The sequence below is a fragment of the Parapedobacter pyrenivorans genome, assembly GCF_014636865.1.
GTDB lineage: Bacteria > Bacteroidota > Bacteroidia > Sphingobacteriales > Sphingobacteriaceae > Parapedobacter > Parapedobacter pyrenivorans.
The window spans coordinates 186,878-208,368 of record NZ_BMER01000001.1; the positions used below are offsets into that span (position 1 = coordinate 186,878).

The 21,491-nt window shown below is 48.4% G+C and carries 16 protein-coding genes; all 16 read right to left on the reverse strand.

Annotated features, from left to right (window positions below):
* The 16 genes from IEV98_RS00745 to IEV98_RS00820 all read right to left on the reverse strand — a co-directional run bounded on the left by IEV98_RS00745 (position 1) and on the right by IEV98_RS00820 (position 21,489).
* A complete protein-coding gene (locus IEV98_RS00745) occupies positions 1–741 on the reverse strand; it encodes a 3-keto-disaccharide hydrolase (protein ID WP_188504032.1) in 741 nt (246 codons plus the stop codon).
* A gap of 62 nt (positions 742–803) precedes the next feature.
* Positions 804–1,652 carry an N-acetylglucosamine kinase gene (locus IEV98_RS00750; RefSeq protein ID WP_188504033.1) on the reverse strand — a complete coding sequence of 283 codons (849 nt, stop codon included), beginning with the start codon at positions 1,650–1,652 and terminating at the stop codon, positions 804–806.
* Entirely contained in the window at positions 1,649–2,962 is a 1,314-nt protein-coding gene (locus IEV98_RS00755; protein WP_188504034.1) for a sugar MFS transporter, read from the reverse strand. The genes IEV98_RS00750 and IEV98_RS00755 overlap by 4 nt, the downstream gene beginning before the upstream one ends.
* 9 nt (positions 2,963–2,971) lie before the next feature.
* Positions 2,972–3,697 carry an SGNH/GDSL hydrolase family protein gene (locus tag IEV98_RS00760; RefSeq protein ID WP_188504035.1) on the reverse strand — a complete coding sequence of 242 codons (726 nt, stop codon included), beginning with the start codon at positions 3,695–3,697 and terminating at the stop codon, positions 2,972–2,974.
* 7 nt (positions 3,698–3,704) lie between these two features.
* On the reverse strand, positions 3,705–4,373 hold the full coding sequence (locus IEV98_RS00765; protein ID WP_188504036.1) for a GDSL-type esterase/lipase family protein: 669 nt from the start codon (positions 4,371–4,373) through the stop codon (positions 3,705–3,707).
* Positions 4,374–4,388: 15 nt separating this feature from the next.
* Positions 4,389–5,039: a carbohydrate-binding protein gene (locus IEV98_RS00770; RefSeq protein WP_188504037.1), complete on the reverse strand. Its 651-nt coding sequence runs from the start codon at positions 5,037–5,039 to the stop codon at positions 4,389–4,391.
* 52 nt (positions 5,040–5,091) lie between these two features.
* Positions 5,092–8,064, reverse strand: coding sequence for a PVC-type heme-binding CxxCH protein (locus IEV98_RS00775; protein WP_188504038.1), 2,973 nt, complete (start codon positions 8,062–8,064; stop codon positions 5,092–5,094).
* 36 nt (positions 8,065–8,100) lie between these two features.
* Complete coding sequence (locus tag IEV98_RS00780) at positions 8,101–9,369, reverse strand: polysaccharide deacetylase family protein (RefSeq protein ID WP_188504039.1); 1,269 nt, start codon at positions 9,367–9,369, stop codon at positions 8,101–8,103.
* A 46-nt stretch (positions 9,370–9,415) separates the two neighbouring features.
* The gene (locus IEV98_RS00785; protein WP_188504040.1) at positions 9,416–9,559 is read right to left on the reverse strand and encodes a hypothetical protein; all 144 of its coding nucleotides are present in this window, start codon (positions 9,557–9,559) and stop codon (positions 9,416–9,418) included.
* A 62-nt stretch (positions 9,560–9,621) separates the two neighbouring features.
* Entirely contained in the window at positions 9,622–10,980 is a 1,359-nt protein-coding gene (locus IEV98_RS00790) for a DegT/DnrJ/EryC1/StrS family aminotransferase (RefSeq protein ID WP_229738495.1), read from the reverse strand.
* Positions 10,981–11,114: 134 nt separating this feature from the next.
* Complete coding sequence (locus IEV98_RS00795) at positions 11,115–12,473, reverse strand: neutral/alkaline non-lysosomal ceramidase N-terminal domain-containing protein (protein WP_188504041.1); 1,359 nt, start codon at positions 12,471–12,473, stop codon at positions 11,115–11,117.
* Positions 12,474–12,565: 92 nt separating this feature from the next.
* Positions 12,566–13,570: a Gfo/Idh/MocA family protein gene (locus IEV98_RS00800; RefSeq protein ID WP_188504042.1), complete on the reverse strand. Its 1,005-nt coding sequence runs from the start codon at positions 13,568–13,570 to the stop codon at positions 12,566–12,568.
* 108 nt (positions 13,571–13,678) lie between these two features.
* Positions 13,679–15,076: a DUF4998 domain-containing protein gene (locus IEV98_RS00805; RefSeq protein WP_188504043.1), complete on the reverse strand. Its 1,398-nt coding sequence runs from the start codon at positions 15,074–15,076 to the stop codon at positions 13,679–13,681.
* 35 nt (positions 15,077–15,111) lie between these two features.
* The gene (locus IEV98_RS00810) at positions 15,112–16,293 is read right to left on the reverse strand and encodes a DUF5000 domain-containing lipoprotein (protein ID WP_188504044.1); all 1,182 of its coding nucleotides are present in this window, start codon (positions 16,291–16,293) and stop codon (positions 15,112–15,114) included.
* Between the two features lie 8 nt (positions 16,294–16,301).
* The gene (locus IEV98_RS00815) at positions 16,302–18,191 is read right to left on the reverse strand and encodes a RagB/SusD family nutrient uptake outer membrane protein (protein ID WP_188504045.1); all 1,890 of its coding nucleotides are present in this window, start codon (positions 18,189–18,191) and stop codon (positions 16,302–16,304) included.
* Between the two features lie 10 nt (positions 18,192–18,201).
* A complete protein-coding gene (locus IEV98_RS00820) occupies positions 18,202–21,489 on the reverse strand; it encodes a SusC/RagA family TonB-linked outer membrane protein (protein ID WP_188504046.1) in 3,288 nt (1,095 codons plus the stop codon).
* Positions 21,490–21,491 lie beyond the last annotated feature (2 nt).

Below are 21,491 nucleotides of genomic sequence, written 5' to 3' on the forward strand. Positions count from 1 at the left end.
TTACAACTCCCTGATACGTATATTCCTAAACCATGCGCGGTCGCCATGGTCTTGCAACGCAATCCTGCCGTTGTTCGTTATTTTATAATCTGGGTAGTCCTTCCATTTACCTTCATTCTTTTCTTTATTCCAATCAGGGGTTCCCTCTGAAAAAGCAACGATTAACGCTCCATTGAGCCAGTGTTCCACATTTCCATCCTTATATACGATCTTGCTCGTGTTCCACTCACCTACTGGATTCAGCTTCTTCTTCGAATTATCTGCAGGGTTCATCGCATAGTTTGCACCCGCCTCCTGCCACTTTTCTAATTTTGCCCCAAAGCCGATGTCATCGATCAGTTGATATTCAGGACCAGTTTCATAAGGCGCATTGTATTTGCTATCTTCTACAACGTGGTACATCAGCCCTGAATTCCCTTGTTCCGAAATTTTCCATTCCCATTCCAACTCAAAATTCCCAAACTCCTCGTCAGTTACAATATCACCACCGATATCGCCACCGCCTGTTTTGCCTAAGCAAGTGAGCACGCCTTGCTCTACCACCCAATTGTCTACCGTGCCGGGTTTATTAAACCCATGCCACCCGTTTAGCGAAGTCCCATCAAATAAGGAAATCCATTCTCCCGTCGACTCAGCACCAACATCATTCACGTGTTGGTCGGCGGTTCGGTTACCCGAACCGCAAGCGATCATAAAAACACCCATTAAACCTGCTGCCATAAAATACATCATTCTGTCCATAATAAAATTGAAATTATTAATGATAAAAACAAACAACGATAAGCCGCTACGCGGTAAAACGCTTATAACTCACGGCTATGATAACCTGCCAGTTCCTCGATAACCGAAGGCAGTATCCTCCCCATGGTCATACCATGATATGCGGCTTCCTCTTTCAGTATAGTTATAAATCGATGTGCAATCGATCCGACACAATTAAAGGTATAGGTTTGGTAATCGGGGTATAAGGCGACCAAACGAGAAAAGAAAGCCCGAAAAGAACTCCCGACCACATCATGTCGATAAACCTCATCCATATCCGGTATATCCAGAAACCTAGCAAACCCGGCACAAAATCGGTTCGGCTGTGAGGACTTATATAACAGATCCATGATGTCCTCAGCGTTTCCTCCGTATTCCCGAATAAAAGCGGAATGAAGCTCCGGAGACAGCCTGTTTCGGAGAAAATCGACTAAAATCCGCTTTCCGATCGCCGAACCACTGCCCTCATCACCCAGCAAGAATCCCAATGAGTCGATATGATAGCTGATATCATTTCCATCGTAAAGACAGGTGTTGGTTCCTGTACCAAGTATCGCAGCGAAGCCCGGGCTGTCACCAAGCAATGCCCTAGCTGCTGCCAGCAGGTCTACATGCACCTGTATGGATACCGCTGATGGGAAGATTTGTTTAAACACGCTCTCCATCACCGCAATTTTGCCTCCTTGGCATCCGGCACCGTAAAAAGACACGTTAGTTACCTGTGTCTCGTCAACATGAGGAGCAATAAGCGTACGGATAGTAGGCAATAAATGCGATTCTTCCATAAAAAATGGATTGATGCCTGCGGTACTGAAGCGCGTATGGGTGCCTGCTCGCGACAAAATACACCAGTCGGTTTTTGTCGATCCACTGTCTGCAACGATAATCATCTTGAAAGCTCTTTTTTTTCCGTTAATCCAATCTTAAAACCAAATAACGCGTACCAACCAATGATCAGGTAGCAAGGTACAACCACCCAATAGGCCTGCTGGGCGTTCATGTGGTCGGTAAGCCATCCGTATAGCAGTGGAATCAAAGCTGCCCCTGATATAGCCATCACCAAAAGTCCAGAACCGATTTTCGTAAACCTTCCCAACCCCCGCAATGCTAACGGCCATATCGCTGCGCCGATTAGTGAATTAGACAACCCCATCAACGCCACGAATACTACGGACAGAACGCCTTCGGTGAAGATAGCGCTTAGTCCGAACAAAACACCCAACGTGGCGGAAATTTTCAGTCCTGTCCGCTGACTAATGTATTTCGGTATACACACAATGCCAACCAGAAATCCCGTCAACATCCCGATCAAGGTAAATGAAGTAAAAAATTTGGCAGTAGCCATCGGGATGTCCAAGTAAGTACCGTAACCGATAATCGAATTGGCGGCCACCACTTCCACTCCTGTGTAGACAAACAAGGCAAGCACGCCGAAAACCAAATGTGGATAGTGAAGAATACTCGTTCGTTCCCCAACAATAAATTCGCCAGATTGCGATTCCTCCTCCCCTGCCTCTTCATCGATCTCGGGTAAGGGTGATCGGTAAATCATGATAGCGAGGAGCACCAGTACACCAGTGATGATCAGGTATGGAACAATCACTTTCCTTGCTAAAGCATCCAAAACCGCCGCCTTTTCCGGATCGGCTAAGATCTTCACCTGCTCATCGATAGCGTCAACATTACTTAAAATAACAGCCCCTAGTATCGCCGGCGCTAAAATCCCGGCTACCCCGTTGCACACACCCATCATGCACATACGCTTTGCGGCGCTTTCAATCGGCCCCAGAATGGTGATGTAGGGATTGGATGCAGTTTGTAGCAGTGTCAGACCAGCACCCTGAAAGAAAAGGCCGACAAGGAAAACAATATATTCCCGGTAAATCGCTGCCGGTATAAAAAGAAGTGACCCCCCAGAGACTAAGAGCAACCCCAAAGACATTCCCTTTTTGAAGCCTATGATTTTCAGCAGCCAAGCAGATGGAATCGCCATCACGAAATAAGAAATATAGAACGCAAAAGCGACCAAATAAGATTGGAAAACAGTTAATTCACAAGCGATCTGAAGGTAAGGCATCAGCACGGAGCTCAACCAGGTAACAAATCCGAAAATAAAGAATAAGGTCCCGATGATGATCAGTGGATAGGTATTGGACATTGGAATGGAAACCCCTTGGTTTCCGTTGGGATAATTCGACATGGATACAGCTTAATCTATGGTATTGATGTTTATGTGACGCAAGATTTCTTCGGCAACGCTTTTCGCAATCAGTGCGTGGCCTTCATCGTTAGGGTGTACACCGTCCGGAAACAGATTTGCATATGCATTGTGCTTGCTTGCATAGTCCTTGAATAATTTGTAGTTATCGGATAAACCGGTATTATACTGTTCTGACAATCCCCTCACCATTTTCACATAGTCGTATAACCTACGGTCTTGGTACATCCGCTCCTCAGGAAATGCAAACGGACACGGTGTCCGTAATATGACCAGTATCCCCCTATCCTGTAAAGCTGTAATCATAAACTTTAAATTGGCTTCAAATTTTTCCAGAGCAATCCTTGATTGACCATTGGGATCATCGCCATCAATGTAAGCGTCGTTTGTACCGAACCCAATGACCACCACATCGGGATGCCGATTGAGCACATCTGTTTCAAAACGATCTCGGGCATGAGCGACCTTAGCAAAATCATTGTCCGCCAGTGTACCCGAATGACTGCCACCTACCCCCGCGATGATTGGTTCACAATTAATTCCCTGATTTGCTAATAATTCCGGCACACGCTGAGCAAAGACGCTATCCACAGTCGGCCATAGTGCTGTTATCGAATCACCAAAAAAAACGATCTTCAACCGGTCATCGTGACCTGCCTCACTGACCAGGGAAAAAAACAAGGATAAACAAATGAATAGCTGACGAAAAAACTTCATAATTTGATTATAAGAATTGTCTGATTACATGCTCCCAGATATCATAGCCTGTAGCATTCAAATGGAGGTTGTCCGAAATAAACAGTCCGGGCTTCAAATTGCCGTCTGGATCGAGCATGGCGTTATAGATATCCACGTAGGATACTGTGCTTGATTGCGCCAGTGCAAAAGCCTGTATACGGCGATTCAATTCGGAAATTTCCGCCTGATAAGACTGTAGCTTAATACTTGGTTTGGCCGAAATAATGTACAGGTCGGTATACGGTAGCTCCTTTTTGACGACCTCATGGATTTTGGCCAAGGTCGTTATAATAGACCCTACGGCTTTCCCCTGCACTAAGTCATTTTCGCCAGCGTAGAGAAACAGTTTTGAGGGCCGGTAAGGCAACACAATTTCGTGCAGGTACCGTAATATATCCGAATAAGTACTTCCTCCGAAACCCCGACGGATTATTGCATAGTCCTGCAGGCGATCCTCCATATCCACCCAACCTCCAATCGATGAGCTCCCCACGAAGAGGATTCCCCCTTTCTTGGGGAAAGAAAGGCTGTCGCGTTTGGCAAAGGCCATTATTTCAGCAGAAAATGGTTGGCCCTGTGCTTGTAACCGTAAGAGCAATAGCAGCAGTACGACAACGAGCCCCGTACCCATTTTAGATTTGATGTCTTTAAACATGATGCAGGTATGTTATTAGCGATCTAATTCAAATGTAACTGCTCTTAAATCCAACAACGCTGTTCCCTCTTCAAATTCAGGTGACACAGGTCTGAAAACGACCCGTTGATACCCTTTATCGAGCTGAATATGGCCAATGACTGCTTTCTTAAACGTTTCCCACGAACCGGATTTGCCAACGACGCCTTTCAGCTGTTGCCGTCTTGTTTCCAGGATAAATTCTTTCCCGGCTTCTTCATCAGATACCGACCATTCTAACGTTACTTCGTAGTTTCCGGCCTGATTCACCTCAATATCCCACGCTACACTGTCTTTCGCATGGAACCACCCGAAAGCTTTCCACTCTGGCATGTACTGGATTTCGGGGCCAATCCCAACCCCGCGCCGGGCATCCAACACCAACGGCTCCGCTTCCTCCTGCCTGATCAGCTGTGGGAAATGGAGCGTATCCGCTAGCCCCACCCGCTTTTCCTTTACATATTGGGCAACGGTGCCGAGCGGCGGGTTGCCGGCCCGGGCATCGTCAACACTCAGGCTAACGGCCATTTTTTTACCTTCGGGCCAAGAAAATCCGGGCTCCTGCGCAAACGCCGCATTGACACATATAGCAATCAGCAACTTAAAAAACAGGAATTGTTTAGCAATAACGATCTGTTTACATTTCATTGGGTTACATGTCAATTAATATTTTCAAATCTATTTGTATCATATCCTGTGACTATCCTCCACGCCGGATATAACTTAAGAGGTCAGCCATTTCCTGCTCGGTGATCTGCGCTTCCAGACCGGGTGGCATAGCCGAAACGCTCAGTGCTTCGGCTTTGTCCACGTCTGCGCGACCTATAACTTCCTCCATACCCCCCGGATAACGTAGCGTGAAACCCGATGTGTTTTCGGCTACCATGATCCCTTGCTTCACGTCTCCGCTCTTGAGGGTCAGCATCCACAGTTCGTATCCTTGAGCAATAGACCGGCCAGGATCCAGAATCTTCTCCAACAAGTTTGCTACCGGCCAATTCCTAACGGTTGACAGATCCGGGCCGTACACAATCCCCTCCCCGTTTTCACCCAATTTATGGCAGGTAGCGCAAGATCGCTGAAACACGGCTTGTCCCTTTTTGGGGTCGCCCTCCAAGTTGAGGACTGCCTGGTACCGTTGGATTATTTCCCTGCGCTGGCCTTCGTTTTCGGCAAGTAGTGCCCGGGCCCGTTTTTTTACTTCATCAGGGGTATCACGCATGAGCCTAACGATCTGGTACCATTCCAAGTTGGTACGCTGCACTTTCCCTGCTTCAATGGCATCAAGCAACAGGTTGATCCGGCTTTCATCGAAGGGATAAACCATGAATGTGGCGATCGCAGTTCCCCGCAAGCCGGGTGTCAGCGTTTCCCATTGGTCTAAGATGTACCGGCTCACGCCAGTGCCGGGTATACCGCCCAACAACTGTAAGGCGGCGCGCTGGACGGACAACGGTTCCGTGGAAACGACCAGGTTTTGTAATAATACTTCATAAGCGGCGAGATTTCCCAGCGCCAAAAACTGGATGGCCCCCACCCGACGTTCGTCTGCCAGACTTTTATCACCAGCCATGGATACAGCTTGATCCAGCGCCCTCACCGTTTGGGCATCCAACGGAATGCCGGTCTGCTGTAACACGCGCAAGGAAGCCAAACGGACGTTATCTGCGGGATGGGCTAAAAAAGCTCGGATCAATAGGTTCTGACCCGACCCCTGTATTGGAGGTTGGGAGGCATTTTGGAGCCCTGCTGCAAGCCCTTCCAGCACCGGAACCTGCCAATCTGCACCATCGCCAGTGGACAATGCGGTGGCTCTTTCAATCAGATGGAATGTGGCTTCGGGATTCCCGTCTGCCGCGATCATCGTGCTCAACCGCTCCACCAACGAGGCATAGGCAGGCACGAAACGTGCTAGAAACGTCTGCAACAACACATCTTTTGGGGCCGCTGGCGCTGAAAGTGCGGCGATTTGTATCCACTTGTCCTCAACATCACCAAGTAGGAGTTGCTGCCTGGCCTCCCCGGCTTGGGGTGTATCAAGAAAACCTAATGTGCAAAGGAGCTGGAACCTCACTTTGGGATCGGTATCATCCCGCAGTTCCAACAAAACCCGGACGAGCTCAGGATGCTGATCTAAGTGAAGTTCCGCCAAGCGGATAGCATGTTCCCGAATCTGCGCAACGGGATCCTGTAGTGCTTTCACAATATGCTCGGTATCTAGTTGGCCCAACCCTTCGAGCGTCCATAACGCATGTAGCCGGCCCAAAGACGCCGTTTCACTTTGGGTTAGCGCTACCAGATTCCGAACAGCGACTTCACCAATCCCTTCCCTATTTCTGTCCACCAGCAGACGCTGCGCATTCTGCCTCCACCAACCATTCGGGTGGGCCAGCATCTTCACCAGCTCCTCCGCCGAAGCGTCGCCTAGCTGGAGGTTCTTCGACCAATCTAATGGCTTGGTACCGCTAGCGGTGATCCGGTAAATACGGCCTTTATCTGAACCATTATACAAGTCTCCGGACTCGCGAACCTCCTCTGAAAGCCACTGGGGGCCTTCGATAATCTGCCGGTAGTAATCTACAACATAAAGTGCACCATCAGGTCCCACGTACATATTCACCGGCCTGAACCAGGGGTCTGTGGATGCCAAAAACTCCTTTTCTTCATGAACCCGACCCGCCTGGAAACTCGCACCGTTATCTACTAAGTGGTCAACATGGATCAGGCTATGGACCGGTTCTGCCACAAATACCATCCCTTCGTTAAAGCCGGAAGGGAAGGCGCCCCCCACGTATGCAGTGATGCCGCAAGCCGAGGTAAATACTCCCACATCGGTTAACAACTGATGATCGGGATTCTCAACAATGGGGAATACTTCAGCGGCATCACCGTGGTCGGAAAGGGATTCTATACCGCCCGAAACCGACATCTCCGGATTGCGTAGCAGGTAACGAGCCGCCAAGACCTCTTGGTAGATATGATTTGAATTATTGACCAGAAAATGGCGCCCCCACTCGTCGAAAGTCTGTCCAAACTGTGTGACGCCTGAACACATTTCCAATTCGCGCGCGTCTGGTTTAAAGCGCACGATATTCCTTGCAGCGTGCCCTTGCAGACGCGGGCCGTCCGGGTGGGCTGGAAAGTGGATATCCCCCAGCCGACTACCATACCCATTGCTCAGGTAAACCCAGTTATCCAGCCCGACGATAGGGGTATTTACGTTATATTCTAAATTCGTGTCGTCGAACCCCGCGAGTACGGTGTCCCGGACATCCGCCCGTCCGTCGCCATCAGTATCCGCTAGGTAAAGTACATGCGGAGGATCGGTGACCAGCAAACCCTTCTTCCACCGGGTAATACCGCTGGGCATTCGCAGCGAATCCGCAAAAACCGTGTGTTTGTCCATGCGCCCGTCTCCGTTTGTATCGGCAAGTAGTTTCACATTCCCTACCCCGGATTCGTCATATGGGTTGCCTGGCATTTCCACCACATACAAGCGGCCGTATTCATCGATTACCATGGCAACCGGATCGACAATCAGTGGCTCGCTTGCCACCAATTCGATTTGGAAGCCCGGAGCCAGCTCAAACCCGGGTGGAGCTATTTTGGCCTTTCGGCAGCTTCCTGCCGCCATCGGCAAGAACAGCAATAAAAAATAAAGGTTACGTAACATGCGGAATTTCATTTTGCTTCGATGCTCAACTGAATTTTAACCTTTTTGGGGTACTAGACGAATAGCTCGTATAGTCAGTGAACGGTTATCTGCATTGGTAGGCATAATCATCAAATTATGTTCCCCGGCTCTAATCGTTATTGTCCCCACAACTGCATTACGAAACTTACCGTTTCCATCGGATTTTCCAAGCAAGATCACTTGTTCCTCTCCATCCACAATCAATTTCATGTCCTTACCGACTTCATGATCAGCCACCGACCATTCCACTTCAATCTGATAGGTGGTCGGTGTCGGAACACGAACACTCCAAACAACGGTGTCCTTATCCGTCCAATTCCCAAAAGCTTTCCGATCCGTAATGTATTCAATTTGGGGTCCGTAGGCCCTACCCAATGCGGCTTTCAGGTTTATGCATCCTTGGGTATCTCCGATAACTGCCAATGGTTTATTGTGCAACAGTCGACCATCGGTCCGAACCTTTTCCACATAGGTCGCAACCTCTCCAACGGGAGCCATCCATATTTCCCCATGCGCGCTGACATATTCGCATAAATCCTCCAAAAACTTCAATCGCGTGGTCTGCGACGTATGTTCCGGCTGTGTGTCATGGCCTGCTAACACAAGCCATAAGCCTCTTTGCCGGGCCTCGTTTATCATGGGGAGTATCGCTTCAAAATCGATATCATCCATACTTATCCCAGTTATTTCCGCCAAATCACAATAAAGCGGATCTACGGGAGCTTCATCGAGCCAGCCCCGCCCTGTGGTAAAGAGCTTTGCCACTACCGAAGCATAACTTTTCTTCCCTTCACCCCTCCCAATTTGTGTTTGCCCACACGGATAAGCAAAACTTATCGGCGTTACGCCCAGCAACTGTTCGATCTGCCGATTAGTCGATAATAACTCGTCTTCCATGCTTTTGAGTGTGTATTCTTCCAGTGGTTTGTAGGGCTCCTGCCGTATCCACCAGAAGTTTTCAGTACAGGGATGCAGGGAAGTGTGATTTCCAATCTCGTGGCCGCTCGATAATGCTGCTTTCCATTCGTCCAAACTCGCTTCAATCATATGCGGATGCACGTAAAATGTCGCACCCACACCATAACGGTTAAGCAACGGGATGCCATATTTTAAAACTGTCGGACGGGAATCGTCAAACGATATGCTTACCGCAAATTGTTTTCCTTCGGGCCACATGAATTCTTCCTGCCCCCTCAGCAAATAAGGTACGCAGAAGCCAACAAGTGTTAATATGAATACCTGTTTTGACATCACCGATTGTAAATTAAATCGCTTCGTTTTCATTAAAATTAGTGGTTATTGATTTAATACTAGTTAATAATAGGTCTACTCAACCAAATAGTTCGTCACCGAGATGAACCACATCTTGTTCTGTTGCCACGTACATATGCTTCCCGTCGACAGTTAGAAATGCGACAAAACCCTCCCGCGTGATCTGTTGTTCCAAGTACGATTTCATATAGTTGCCGTCCATATGTTTACCTATTTAAGCATGAAAAGTGTAGCACCTTTTCAACCGCTTATTCTAATTTTTAACTATATCGCTTGCTTGATTTCCGATGCGTATTTGTGTATCCGTTTAATCGCCTCTGCAATCTGTTCCATGTCTCGCCGCATGCCAAGCAGCGTATTTTGCATGAGCCAAACAGCCTGTTCACTGACCAGTATATCGTTTTGAGGACATTCGCTACTTTCTAACCATTGTTTCATCCGACGTTTGCCATAAATTTTCAGATAGTGTTTATTTGAAGCCAGCGCTTGTACATATTCACTTTTGTTCATTGGGCCGTATCCGCGTCCGCAGACTAGTCCTTCGGCGGCTAGGGCTCCAATGAATTGCTCACGATCCAATCCATCGAAATGTTCTTTGAGGTACCTAAACATAAAAATGTGGTAGGCACTCATCGTTGTTCCTTCGTAGAGCTTTGCCGGTACAATGCCCGGAATATCTTTGAGCATACTATCCAAATACATAGCATTTTCATGTCTCCGTCGAGCTTGGTCTTCCAAGCGTGTCATCTGTGCCAACAACAAACTGCTTTGGAATTCCGTAATCCGCAAATTAGTCGACCGTGTGCCCACGCGATCGCGGTAAGATTTGTCTATGCCTTCCTGCACTTGATGATGGAATGATGTACAAGCTCGAAAAAAATTGGGATCGTTCGTTACCACGGCCCCACCTTCACCACTATTGAGGTTCTTCGATGATTGAAAGCTGAATGCACCAGCCAGCCCATGATTACCTACTTTACTCCCGCGCCATTCCGCCATATGCGCCTGGCATGCGTCTTCCACGATCGGTACCCCCGTTCGTTGGCTGATCTCCTTAAACTTATCCAAATCAACAGGTGTGCCGCCAAGATGTACAGGCATCATTGCTCGGGTATTTCTTGTTATAGCAGCATCTACTTTTGTGGCATCTATCTGCGACGACTCCAGATCGGTATCGACAAAAATCGGTAAGGCATGATTCAACACAACGACATTATAGGTAGCGATAAATGTATATACTGGAATAATCACTTCATCACCAGGCCCCACATCCAATGCGCCCATAATAGCTGTCAGCGCGGCCGTGCCACTTGAAACGCCTAACGCGTGATTCACACCCAACAAGTTAGCGTACTCCCGCTCGAACTGTTGGGTGACACTTCCGGTCAACCTACCCCAACGGCTACTCTGCAGCACATCCAGCAACGCCTTCCCCTCTCGATTGTCGTAAATGGGCCAAGAGATTGCTGAGCCAGTATAGGCTTTCGTGCCCCCCAGTACTGCTGGTTTGCCATCGCCTAATGCACTGAATGACAACGTAGGCAGGCCGGCCAGTACCATACCGGACCCAATCATTCCTGCATTCTTCAAAAATTCGCGTCGTTTCAATTTGTCATCCATCATCTTGTTGTTAGTAATAATTCCAAAATTTTAAGCCTACCCATATGTTCACAAACATCAAAAACACAGTCTGGAACCAGCAATATTGCATTAAACATGCATAAGAGTTTGTCCATGACGATAACCATCACGAAGTGCTATTTAAGCGATCGCTCCAGTTGGTCACACGCTTCATAAATCAGGGATTCGATAGCTGGATCCCATTTTGCAGGTAAGCCGTAAGCCCGTTGTGCCGAATCGCCCTCGTATCCTCCTTCATCGATGATTCGTGCAGTCGGTATATACCCCATTACATCATTATTATAGCCGAACACAAAAGCATCCCAACCATATTTCTCCTTCAGGCCCACAGCGTAGTCCACAACTACCTCTCCGGCCAAACCGAAAATCAGTTGTTCACCAAGCTTCCAAAGCTGCACGGGATAAGGATACGACGTATCCAAAGTCTCACCCCCTTGGATACGACCTATTAATCGGTTCGCCCACCGGGAGTAATAGCCGTGGTTTCCATCGCTCGTTACGACCGCCTGTAGGTCGGAAATAGAAGGCGAAGGTGAAAACGGCAGTGCGATTTCGCAGTACGTTGTCTGCAGAGTTGGCTGCAACAGTTTCATCTCATCAGTTTCAACAACGGCTTCCACAGCTGCCGCCAGCTCCTTGCCATACTGTCTGGCCAATGCCGTAGACCCCCGGGGCAAGGGGTTCTGGTCTCCTCCTGTGCCCTGGAAAAATAATGCTACCGCTCCTTCATAGACACGTTCGAGTTCCAGTTGGGCAAAACCCGGAAAATCACCGGACCATTCGTAGCCATCAAGCGTTGTCGGATGGCATGAATACGCGAAAAGTACGGCTGCTATCCGGTCGTTTTTAACGACCTTCAAAACGGGGACCGCATGATCACTAGGCCCCTTGATTTCCGTCAACTTATGCAAATCCGCCGCACTATTCTTGCGACGATTTACTTGGAAACGGGTTACTCCGATGCCTGAATAAAGGGTTGCCGCCTCCAAATCCATAAATGCATCAGCCACCACTTGGACAACACACTCGCCCAACCATTGGGTATACCGATCGACTTTTGCTTGCTCGGCCGCGTCGAAGGAATACGCATCGATCAACGCACCGGTTAAGACCGGTCCCGAATGCGTATGAGAACTGTTTAACATGATATTGGCATCGGAAACACCAAAGCGTTCGCGAAGTTCCTGTTTGACGGACGACGAAAGTTCTTGAGTGAACCCAAGTATATCCGCCGCAACCATAACTGCTTGGGCGCCCTGGGCGTCTTCAAGTACCACAGCCTTAGCCCACAATTCATGTTGCTTTCCTTCGGCAGGTTTCGTCCTTGCCGAAAACCCAGCCATCCACATGGTCTCTCCAGGTGTGATGACCGCTTTAGCAACCCCTACCTTCCAACCTGTTTCGGCAGATTTAGCAACTGTAAACAAATCCGAAAGCATCAATGCCAACAAACAATAGAAAAAATAACGCAACATAATCTTACAATTATTTATCAGACAAGAATTATTGATGTTCAACAAATTGTGGCTTTGCCATCATCCATAAATATCTCATTTATCGATCTGCCTTAACCCTTTATGTCTGCCAGACTCACGGCATCACCACCCTTCGCACGACTTTGTTGTGCCGCCTCCATAAATGCCACTAATTCCAACGTTTCATCCGGATCTACGGGTGACACTCCGGTTGTAAAAAATTGGGCAACGTTTTCTAATAACTTCACGTAGCTGCCGCTTGTTCCCAATTCTGTGACACCATTTGCACCGAACGCTCGCCCGCCGAATACCGCTGGTCCACTCCGTAGTCCCCTGAATGATCCCAATCTCCCACCAGTCCACCTACCCACTACGATTTCGGCGTCTGGCAGGTATAGCCTTTGTACAGATTCACATCCTCTTCCCATTACTGCAAATAACATTTCGACACCATGGATTGCATACCAGAATAAATCAGGATGGGAAGGCTCAATAAACGCCGGGCTATACGTTTCTGCACCAAGGACATCCCCAATTTCTCCATTTATCACTTGTTCCACATTGAGTGCATATCGCAACGAGGAAGTAGAAAATACGGGGACGTCTAGCCGATCCGACTCCTCAAAAATCGCCCAAGCATCGGCATAAGAGGCAGCGATTGGTTTATCAATAAATAACGGCAGACGCGACTGAATCACTTCCTTAGCCTGTTGGAGGTGGAGTCGCCCATCATTAGTCTCTAATAAAATCACATCCACTTTGCGCAGTAATTTGGCAATCGAGTCCACGATTTCGACTCCTATATTTTTCATCTGCTCGGTAATTGCCGGTATTCGTTCAACACTCGTTTTGACCGTTTGGCTCCCGTATGGATACGCCGCCACCACCCGATACCCCTGAAATGCTGGATTTGGGTCAGAAGCATTCAACAATTCCGTGAATGCAATGCTGTGAGAGGTATCCAAACCGATGATTCCAACTCGCTTACCACGCTCAACCCAACGACTATACGCCCGATGGCCGGTCGCGGGGATGCAAATCCTTGTCGCTGTCGAGATAACAGCCATCTTCCTAATGAATGCTCTTCTTCCCAACATGGTCAATATGTTTTGTTTATGCAAAAAGGCCGATTTACTTGAATACGAGAAATAAAAAATAGAGACACCAGCATATAATGGTAAAACATATGAATCATATTAATTAATTTACAGGCGCGCTTCCCCGCTTGGAATCTTGATTTGTACCGGTTGGCCGAGTGTACCCGCCGGGTTGACCGGATGTTGCCATAACTCGCCCTGATCCGTTTTGGCTAATAAATCATCTCCCTGTACGGTAACCGCTACTACGTTGCTCCAATTCTCCGCCACAAGTTGCCTGGTCCCGGCCGTGTTGCCGGTAACCGGTATACGCCATAGTCTACCATCTGCTGTCTTTCCAAAAATATTCGAGCCGCTGGCCGCCAATAGGGTATACTGATCCCACGGATCATTGCCGACGATTTCGTTGACGACTCCGGAGAAGTTTTCAGCTGCATCCACACCGTATCGATAAAGTGTCGGCGAAGCCGCAAGCCTTGCCATCACATCTCCCTGAAATGGGAACAATACATCAAAGGCATCCCAACCCCCAACACCAATCTGCGCCTGGTCGGTAAAAGCCACGTTTACGTGATCAAAATTATACCTGAATACACCTGCAATACTCTTGTACCAACCGATCAGCGTGTTGCGGTTGGTAAATACCGTTTCGAAAATTGTCCATCCATTACCGATCTGGGTCGGGAGGTTGTAATTCATTTCGTCGCCCGACGTGTTGGCCGTTGAACGGTAAAGGTTACCGTTATTGTGCACAAACATCAACGAGCCATGATTGCCGAACACGAAGCGGTAGTCGTTCCAATTCAGCCAAGTGTAACCATATGCAATCGTTTCGAAATCCGTGTAAAATGTATCCAACGCCGTGGCTTCAGGAAGAAACACGGATCGGAGCTTAAAGTCGGCAGCTAATGGAATATTCTCCAGCAACGTTGTTTCTGCTGTCTTATCTATCCATACCTCCACCAACGTTCCGTCTGCATCGGTGTATATTAACTCGTTGCGGACGAGGGATTCATCGGCGGGAATCCAGTTAAGTAATCGATCATTGCCAAATCGGGTGCTTGCACGGAAGGCGCGAGATAGCAATTCGCTTTGATACTGCGATCCATACACCCTGCCTATGGCTTCGGCTTTTACCGATGTATTTCCATCCGCATCAAACGTGTAAATTTCAAAATGATAAGTTCCTTCCGCCATGTTGTCAAGCATCAATCGAACGGTGTCAACACCCGTAGCGCGCTGAAAGTCGCGAATGATGGAGTCCCGTCGATTATTCCAATACACCTTGTATTTACTGATCTTGGGATCTGATGTAAAGAGCCAGCTTAATTCGAGCCGGTTTACACCGCCCCTGGTGCTGATGGAGTCTGCTTTGCCCGTGTATGTAATCTCTCCGGACCCCACAAATTGCTGATGTACATCGTCCCATTTTCCACATCCCGCGATAATCATCATAGCAGCTGTCAGTGCTATAAAGACAAACCTATTAGTTGATTTACGTTTCATTACCTTGAGCTTAATTAGTTACCATTTCATGATCATCAACGATTGGGGTTCTGGCCCCAAAGGGTGATTTCATGTAACAATATATTCTCCGAGCCACCCCATGTTTTGATGGTTTTAAATCGGATGTACCGGTAGGTATCGGTTTCCAGTGGAAAATCATACTCTTCGCCGGCTACAGCATAAGCCGTATCTTCGTTGGTGAAGGCCGTTCCCGGAAGGCCGGATGGCTTGATGGATTCCGCTTGTAGTAGCAGCGTCCAATTGTCCCAGCCACCATCTGCCGGTGGATCATTGCTACCCCAGATCTCGAACGTTTTGGGGTTCCCCAATCCATACTGGTAACCAAAGGTATATTGATTGACCTTCATCCTGCTGATTTTTAGCGGCTTCCTTAAATCAACGGTGAAATGGTTAGGCAGTGGCGGAGTAGGGATGTTACCGATAAAGTAATCCACATTGGCTAAAGAGCCGTCCCACAATTTATCCAGCGTCAGTCCATATGCGCCTTCCCAGGCGTCACCAGGCAAATGCAAGGCTAGCCAATCTTTTTCGAACTGCTCTTCGTAATAGGGTGTAAGCATTAATTTCAATGTATCAGATAGGTTTTCCCACTTGTCAGCGAGCACAAATGCGAACTCCATCTCTTCCGGTTCCAATCCCCGTACGGAGTAATTACGGTATTTCGCTTTGGTATAAAGGCGATCGTAGACGGTCCATGCACCTTGATCATCCTTGAGAAGCGTGTATAAGATGTACTCATTTTCCGGATCGTTAAAGACTTGAACGTTCACCCCGCCGAAATCCTCCCGTATCTGCAAGGAGTCAAAGACGGTACTGATTGGTGCTGTCAACGGCTTGATGGTCGCACTTACCGGATTTGATTTGACTTCCGACCGATTCACAGAATACAAATCGATCTGATATTCACCCTCGACGGCAAATCCCTCCAACTCCACGAAGTTTTTATATAACGAAGACTTTACCGTCCGTTTCTCCCCGGATTCATGCGACGCAAATACGGCTTCCACATACGAGAAATCCTTATCAGGAGGCAACGTATACGAAATCCTGGCTCCGCCCGGGAGATTTTCGACCTGAATATTCTGCACCGGATTTGGTTTACCATCAGTAGTAACCAGCGGTGTATTTTCCAATTCATTACACCCTGATACTGTCAATAATATCACGATGGAAAAAGCAAGAAACTGTTTCATCATTCTAAGAATTACCAACCCAAGGTTTGCACCAGGTTTTTATTAACAATCAAATCATATTCACTAATCGGCCAAAAATAATTTTTCAGTGTAAACTCCTGCCTGAACAGAATTTTCTCCCGATAATATGACTGTTCGAGTTCCTGATCGACGTCCCACCCCGTAACTGGCGAATTATAAACCTCGACCGCAGACTTCCATCGCCTCAGGTCGAAAAACCGGCTCCCTTCAAGCGCTGTTTCCACCCCCCGCTCCTGCTGGATGATTTCCCTGAGGCCGGCTTGGGTTGCAAATTTTGTTGGAAGCCGCGAATGGTTGGACCATGATTCCACAACGCCTTTCAGACCAGCTCTTTGCCGTATGTAATCCAGGTACTCGTATACTTCGTCGCTCGGACCGTAAGCTTCGTTCATCGCTTCGGCATGCAACAGGTAAAGATCTCCCAACCTGAGCATGATCCAAGGATAGGGTTGTACCGTATATACATTCCCGGTGACGGTCATGATATTTGAGTAATGGACATACTTTTTCGTAAAGTAGCCGGAGAGTGGATGCACCCAGGCTCCCCGTTTCCCCTGCGTCTGTCCTACTTTCTGCCGGATATACCATGAATCATTGTCATCGAATTTTCCGTTGCCGTACCATATTCCGCCGTCAAAACCAAACGTGGCATAAAAACGTGGCTCCCTATCAAAATTATACTCCGCTGTCGTATACCCTTCTTTGATGAAATACTTTTCGACCTCTTTACCAACCCGGAGGTTAAACCTGTTTGTATAGTTCCAATCCAAATCTTCATTGATGGGCACCCCATTTTTTGTGTAAAATAAGTTTGTCACCCTAAACGGAACACCCAGGGTACCCACCGGTATGGAGTTATTTAATGCATCGGGATCAAGCCCAGCGGGCGTCGACAAGTGTTGCAACGTAACGGACTGTGTATTCGTATTCGCCCATATGACTTCGCTATTCCACCGCTCGGTAAACATGTTGCGTATGTTCATTTTGAGCTTCGTCTCTTCGGAGAGGTTCCGTGCTTGATTGGTTTCCTGAAATTCGTACAGGCTGTAGCCTAGTCGATGGCATAATTCAATTGCGGCCTTGGTCGCCTCCGCTGCTTTTTCCCATTTTTCCAGGCTATACTCGGTATTGAACAGTGGTGTCCCATCTTTATTGGTATATCCCGCAAAATCCGAATTGCCGTTAAATAACGGACTAGCTGCATAAACCAGTACTTTTGCTTTCAATCCCGCGGCGATAGGTAATGTAATCCGGCCCAGTTCGGAATTTTGGTTCTGTACCTGCTCGGGGAGTAACAGCAATGCCTCGTCCAGTAGCTCCACGATGTATTCGACGACTTCATCGACAGGTTGGCGCGTTACCCGCACTTCCTCAGGCGTGGCCGATATCGGAATATTCTCGCGAACAATGGGAACGGGCCCATACATCGTCAACAGAAAGAAATGATAATAGGCCTTCAGAAATTTAACTTCGCCGATCCAACTGTCGCGTTCGCGAGGCAGGAGATCAGGTACATGGTCCACGTTGTCCAGAAAAATGTTACATTCCCTGAGTGCCCGGTACATGGTGGGCCAGAAATTCATCAACGGCGCATTCGTATTCTGTAACCCCCGGGCTACATGCCAGGAGGGGATGTTGTTTGGAAAACTGGGCCATAGCCATTCATCCCCCGCAGAGAGTACAGAGTTGTTGTAATCTGTATAGTTCGGAACGAAAGAATAGCAGGTGAACAGATACCGCTCGGCGGTATTCCGCATTTGGAAGGCGTGTTCGATAGTCGCTACATTATCGGGTACCAAATCCAGGTACTTATCGCAGGATAAGGTCGTCCCCGTAAGCAGCAATACCAAAGCAAATTTATAAGCTGATAACTTTTTCATGATTGTCTGATTAAAAAGAGGCATTTATCCCAATATTAAATACACGTTGAACAGGATAGCCCAGTCCGTTACCCCCCATTTCCACATCCCACAACTTAAAGTGGCTCATGGTCAGCAGATTCGTTCCGTTGGTATACAGGCGGAGTTTTTGCATCCCCACGCTATTTACCCATCGATCGGGTAGTGACCAACCGATCTCTGCCTGTTTCAGCCGGAGAAACGCGCCGTTTTGTAACCACCAAGAGCTTAATTGCATATTATTATCATGGTTTTCGGTACTCAGTCGTGGATACAACGCATATACATCCGGATTCTCCAACGAAAAATGGCTGTCGGAAAACGCTTTGATAATTTGCTTGTTTCCTACAAAAGGCTGCACGTTATACGGTCCGGTGATTGTTTGGCCCGTCTCCGGGTAATAAACACTTCCTCCCATCCAAAATGATTCATTCGCCAACCCCTGAAAGAATGCCGACACATCAAATCGCTTATAACCCAGCGAGAATCCGAAACCATACACGATTTCTGGTGTCGTAGGAAAACCCAGCGGAACCATGTCCAATGCTGTTATTTGCCCATCGCCGTTCACGTCTTTATACTTGATATCACCGGCCATCACCACCGACCCGAAAAGCTGCGGAGGCGTATTCGCCACCTCGCTATCGTCTACAAACAAGCGCTCTGCCAGATAACCGTAAGGTTGGCTGATGGCCGACCCGACCCTGGATTTCCACCATTCCGTTTCATAAGCGGGTTCTTCATAGACGCTGAATTTGGCCGTCGCATAGGTAAAGTTACCCATTGCCTGCAACCAAACTCCATTGCTGAACGCGTGCGAATAGTTGATGGAAACATCCATACCTTCTGCCTTTGCCTCACCCACGTTTGCCCGTATCGGAGCGGAGAGCCCCATGGTCGTCGGTATATCGGCACGGTCCATCAGTATGTTCTCTCGCCGCTCCCTGAACAAATCGGCCTGGATCTGCACCTTGTCGAATAATCCGATTTCCAGGGCGAGATTTGCCTTATAGGCGGTTTCCCAGGTGATATCCTCATTGGCGTAGCGATTGATGACGATTCCATTTCTGGAATATCCCCAATCCCGACCAAATGTAGATGAAAGACTGGTCGTGTTCATATCGACATTAGAGAGGTAGAAAAAGCGATCCGCTGCCGACCCGATGGCATCATTGCCCACCACGCCATACGTACCCCGTAATCGGAGATTGGAAACAACGGGCTTCAACGGCTCCCAGAATTTTTCATTGGAAACACTCCAAGCTACTCCGGCTGACGGGAAAAAACCAAAACGTTTGCTTTTATGGAACCGCTCCGAGCCGTTGTACCCGAAGTTGAACTCCGCGAAATAGCGGCTGTCATACCCATACGTTGCACGTCCGGAAACCCCAAAATTGCGGGACGGCAATGACAACTGCAGTTCGGTTTGTGTTCCGCTCAGATTCGAGCGGATGATGGACACCAACATCCCGCTGACTGAGTGCCGGTCATTAAAAACCCGGCTATAATTGAGGGCAGACTCCATGTAGAAATTTGAAACCTGTTCCCGAGCATCAGCTACGTTGGCAAAATCCAGGTATTCCGTCCCGGTGTTTTCATTGAATACATCAATCGAATAGGCCTCGGTCCTGGGATCAAAAGGCATGATCTGATAGTAGAAGGGATTATAACTTCTATGCACCTCAAAACGGGATATCCTATTGGTATTGAACATGGTCCGGAATGCTAATCCCTCCGTTACCATCGAAAGATCCTGCTTGAGTTCCATCTGTGCAGAAAGCAGGGACCGATCGTAGTCCCGGTATCCGCTTACCATCTGGGCATAAGGATTCACAAAGGCCCGGCGTTCTAGTCCCCCGAACATAATATGCTGCACGTGCTCATGTTCAGCATCAACGGGATAATATGCCGGAAAATCTACCGGACTGGCACGTACGACTTGACTGTAGACGTCTCCGCCCCCCTGTCTTGGTCCGGTATAATTATCGAAATTACCGCTCAATCTGATGATAAGTTGCGTTGATTTAGTGATATCGACATCCACGTTGCTCCGCAATGTGTACGACTTGAGATCTACATTGCTATTAAAATTGTTGCGCTTGTCCACACGCAATATGCCGTTATCCTGCGAAAAGGAGCCTGCTACATAATAACGGGCAACCTTGCCCCCGCCCCTCACACTCAGGTTGTGCCGATGATTCAGTGTTGATTCTTTGAACATGATCTCACGCCAATCATTTGCAGGATAGAGTACCGGATTACGTCCCTCGGCGGTCGCGTCAATTTTCTGTTTGGGATACATTACTTCTGCAAACGGGTTACGCGCCGTAAATGCATCGTTATATTGCTCCATATAGGTAACCGGATCCGCGAATTGCACGTTCGTCGTAGGCATAGACAATGAACTTTCCGAACGGAATTCGATTTGCGCTCTCCCTTCCACACCTTGCTTCGTGGTGACCAAGATCACGCCATTTGCCCCCCGGGCACCGTATACAGCTGTTGCCGTGGCATCTTTCATCACCGAAAAACTCTCGATGTCGTCCGGTCGTAATCTAGCCAGCTCGGTCGTACTCAATTCTACACCGTCGATCAGGATTAACGGGTCCACTTTACCGACCCCGAAAGACGTCACGCCGCGGATAAAAAAGTCAGCGTTGTCCATGCCGGGCTCCCCGGTCCGCTGATAGGCAATCATCCCTGATATCCTCCCCGCCAATGCCGTGGTAAGGTTGCTAGCCGGAACTCGTAAATCACTCGGCTTCACACTAACCACGGATCCCACCATGTCCGATCGCTTTTGGGTTGCAAATCCAACCACCACCGCTTCATCGATAAGCCGGGTAGACTCAGAGAGTGCAACGTTGATTTCCCGTTGCTCGCCCACGGGCATCTCCAGTGTCTCAAAGCCTATCAGCGAAAAAACGATGGTAGACTGCGTATTCGGCACACGCAACACATACAACCCGTCGATATCGGTCGATACACCGACACCGGATTGCCCCTTGACACTTACGGTGACACCCGACAGCGGCCTTCCCAAACTATCGGTAACCCGCCCGGATACCGTTGTCTCCTGGGCCAACTCCGCCCCTTCGATCTTGATCGCCGCCTTGCCGGTCATCGCAGACGGTGTGTTGTCGTTAGCGACGTTTCGCTCTACTGCAACCGAAGCTTGCGTGAGCGATGCAAAGCAGCTAACAACCAGCAGGCTTACCCCAAACAGAAAGCCCGTTCGCTTCCATGCTGGAAAAACTTCAATGGTATCTTTTCTTTTCATAA

Bases quoted from the DNA above. Each gene is read 5' to 3' on its own strand.
- IEV98_RS00770 (WP_188504037.1), bottom strand. From the start codon at position 5,039: ATGAAATGTAAACAGATCGTTATTGCTAAACAATTCCTGTTTTTTAAG.
- IEV98_RS00745 (WP_188504032.1), bottom strand. From the start codon at position 741: ATGGACAGAATGATGTATTTTATGGCAGCAGGTTTAATGGGTGTTTTT.
- IEV98_RS00800 (WP_188504042.1), bottom strand. From the start codon at position 13,570: ATGTTGGGAAGAAGAGCATTCATTAGGAAGATGGCTGTTATCTCGACA.
- IEV98_RS00785 (WP_188504040.1), bottom strand. From the start codon at position 9,559: ATGGACGGCAACTATATGAAATCGTACTTGGAACAACAGATCACGCGG.
- IEV98_RS00780 (WP_188504039.1), bottom strand. From the start codon at position 9,369: ATGAAAACGAAGCGATTTAATTTACAATCGGTGATGTCAAAACAGGTA.
- IEV98_RS00775 (WP_188504038.1), bottom strand. From the start codon at position 8,064: ATGTTACGTAACCTTTATTTTTTATTGCTGTTCTTGCCGATGGCGGCA.
- IEV98_RS00795 (WP_188504041.1), bottom strand. From the start codon at position 12,473: ATGTTGCGTTATTTTTTCTATTGTTTGTTGGCATTGATGCTTTCGGAT.
- IEV98_RS00760 (WP_188504035.1), bottom strand. From the start codon at position 3,697: ATGAAGTTTTTTCGTCAGCTATTCATTTGTTTATCCTTGTTTTTTTCC.
- IEV98_RS00765 (WP_188504036.1), bottom strand. From the start codon at position 4,373: ATGTTTAAAGACATCAAATCTAAAATGGGTACGGGGCTCGTTGTCGTA.
- IEV98_RS00750 (WP_188504033.1), bottom strand. From the start codon at position 1,652: ATGATTATCGTTGCAGACAGTGGATCGACAAAAACCGACTGGTGTATT.
- IEV98_RS00790 (WP_229738495.1), bottom strand. From the start codon at position 10,980: ATGATGGATGACAAATTGAAACGACGCGAATTTTTGAAGAATGCAGGA.
- IEV98_RS00805 (WP_188504043.1), bottom strand. From the start codon at position 15,076: ATGAAACGTAAATCAACTAATAGGTTTGTCTTTATAGCACTGACAGCT.
- IEV98_RS00810 (WP_188504044.1), bottom strand. From the start codon at position 16,293: ATGATGAAACAGTTTCTTGCTTTTTCCATCGTGATATTATTGACAGTA.
- IEV98_RS00820 (WP_188504046.1), bottom strand. From the start codon at position 21,489: ATGAAAAGAAAAGATACCATTGAAGTTTTTCCAGCATGGAAGCGAACG.
- IEV98_RS00755 (WP_188504034.1), bottom strand. From the start codon at position 2,962: ATGTCGAATTATCCCAACGGAAACCAAGGGGTTTCCATTCCAATGTCC.
- IEV98_RS00815 (WP_188504045.1), bottom strand. From the start codon at position 18,191: ATGAAAAAGTTATCAGCTTATAAATTTGCTTTGGTATTGCTGCTTACG.